The organism is Bacillus cereus group sp. BceL291, assembly GCF_051776705.1.
Lineage (GTDB): Bacteria > Bacillota > Bacilli > Bacillales > Bacillaceae_G > Bacillus_A > Bacillus_A cereus.
Genome location: NZ_JBPWAP010000193.1, coordinates 1 through 2380 on the forward strand (window position 1 = coordinate 1; position 2380 = coordinate 2380).

A 2380-nucleotide genomic window follows, 5' to 3' on the forward strand; every position below is an offset into this window, starting at 1 on the left:
TTAAACTCCGGTACTCAATTTGATCTTATGAATATTATGCTTGTACCAACTAATATTTCACCACTTTATTAAAGTTTGAGGTTCTTATGTAAATATAAGTTTATAGTTTTTAATCTATCTACTAAAATTAAGTATATATAATGTATGGATGTTAGAGGTTGTCTTAAAGTAGTTGAATGATTACTCTGGGGCAACCTCTTTATTTTTATTATCAGCTGGTTATATTACAAAAGAATTAGAATACTTCCCAGAAACCGATAAGGTATGGATTGAGATTGGAGAAACGGAAGGGACATTCATCGTAGACAGTGTAGAATTACTCCTTATGGAGGAATAAGGTATGTTTTGAAATGTAATGTGTACAAATAGAGAATGGTCGTCGCACAAAATTGGCAGATAAATAAGGGGATTTTTATATAAAAAACGGGTATCACTCTTATGAAGTGAACCCCGAAAACGGGACACCAATCAAAACACCTAAACCACCTATCCCCTAAATTCTTTAGGGGATAGGTGGTTTAATTTTTCTTGAATTCGCACACAATTGTAGTAATGAATGTATTCTAGCACAATCTTTCGCACAGTTGTGTTGGATACTTTTGTTATCTTTTGTGAATAGAAAGCTTCACTTTTTAAATGACCAAAGAAGCTTTCCATGCCGGCATTATCATGGCAATTTCCTCTCCGGGACATGCTGGTGATCATGCCGTTTTCTTTGGCATACGCTTGAAATTCTTTTGCTGTATAAATACTTCCTTGATCCGAGTGAAGAAGGACATCTTTTACTTTTCGCCCTCTCATTGCTTGTTTCAATGTTTTCATAGCTAATGTCAATGTTTGTGATTCGCTGATGACATAACTAATAATTTCACGATTAAAGGCATCCATGATCGTTGATACATACAAGGTACGCTCTCCAAATAAGAGATACGTCACATCCGTAAACCACTTTTCATTTGGTTTGGATGCATCGAATTGGCGCTCCAATCGATGAGGGGCTACCATTGGTTCCGCACCATTGATATATTTCTTTTTCTTTCGACGCACTTTTGAAAGAATATGATTTTGTCTCATGATTCGTAATACTTTTTTATGATTGACACACAGTCCCATTTTTCGAAGAGTAGCGGTCACTCTTCGATATCCATACCGGAATTTATGCCTAAGACAGACGTCCTTTACTTTTTCTTCTATATCATCTTTCAGATCTTCCGTTCGTTGTAACCAACGATAAAATGTAGAACGGGGTAATTCTAATACGTTACACAAGTCTTTTACCGTTATTTTTGTTTGTACATTTCTCCATAAAGTAACTACAGTTTCTGGTTTCAGCCCCTTTCGATTTCCAGATACTTTCCCCATACAAGTAATTTTGTTTTTAGATGTTTATTTTCTAACCGTAGCTGTTCTAATTCAATGAGCTCTTTTGGTCCTTTTCCATAAGAATATTGTTTTCCTACAGGTTGTTGAAAACGATACGTTTGATCTGTACGATACCATTTCATCCATGTCTTAATTTGGGAAACATTTTTAATTCTGAGTTTCTCCATAATTGCACGATTTGAATAACCGTCTTTCTTCATTTCAATGACTTTCCACTTTGTTTCTTCTGGGTAATGAACTCTTGTCTTCAAACGAAAAACACCTCCAATGAATTTGCATACTTAGTATGCGAATTCAGGAGGTGTTTTTTTCATGTACCACTATTCGGGTTCACTTCACTCTTCAGAGAGCGATGTCCGTTTTTTATATGGTGTGTGCTAATGATAAGTGCGCACGAAATTATATTGTCAAAATAGTATTTACTTGAGAAAAAGATCATGTTATGTAGAGATATTCCCTTATAATACCTGTTCCACGTTCATAATAGTTGGATCATACATTAAGACAAAGACAGTCGCAAATTTATATTTCTGCATAAAATATATAGTTAAGAACCTAAAAAGTATGATACGAATCAAGTAGTAGGATAAAACTGAAAAAGGTAGTGTAGCTACAATGAATAAAAAAATAAGAAATGAAGATGAGCATTCATCGATAGAATTATCATATAGTAATTCAAAAAATCAAAAGCATAAGGTACCATTTTGTTGTACAATTTCAGTTCCTAACGGATGGGAAGTTTTATCAGAATGCCAGCCCAAAATCGTCTATCAACTTGATTGTCTGTCAATTATAAAAGAAACGTGTCGCAAAGTGGTTGAGGTAAAAGATTGTGGTCAAACGGAAATCGATGTTAATGTGTTAAAAATAAAAGGATGTATCTCTTTTATAAATGCTAACTTAAATATGTACATTAACGCTTGAATAAATATGTACATTTTCAATTGGATTCTCCATACTGACTCTGAGGTGGTTAGTATGTATATTAAGCTAGATA

Annotated in this window: 2 protein-coding genes and 1 pseudogene; 2 read left to right on the forward strand and 1 reads right to left on the reverse strand. The window is 34.0% G+C overall.

Annotated features, from left to right (window positions below):
* Nucleotides 1-208: 208 nt before the first annotated feature.
* A pseudogene (locus ACS2CR_RS33955) lies at nt 209-337 on the forward strand (pesticidal protein); the annotation flags it as partial.
* Between the two features lie 149 nt (nt 338-486).
* On the opposite strand, the gene ACS2CR_RS33960 reads toward ACS2CR_RS33955, so the two are convergent.
* Nucleotides 487-1634, reverse strand: a protein-coding gene (locus tag ACS2CR_RS33960; RefSeq protein ID WP_087986222.1) for an IS3 family transposase whose coding sequence is annotated in 2 segments (ribosomal slippage) — nt 487-1382 and nt 1382-1634 — 1149 coding nt in all. Because the reading frame shifts where the segments join, the coding sequence is not laid out codon by codon here.
* A 364-nt stretch (nt 1635-1998) separates the two neighbouring features.
* Between ACS2CR_RS33960 and ACS2CR_RS33965 the strand changes: the two genes are divergently transcribed.
* Nucleotides 1999-2307, forward strand: coding sequence for a hypothetical protein (locus ACS2CR_RS33965; protein WP_228492160.1), 309 nt, complete (start codon nt 1999-2001; stop codon nt 2305-2307).
* Nucleotides 2308-2380: the final 73 nt, after the last annotated feature.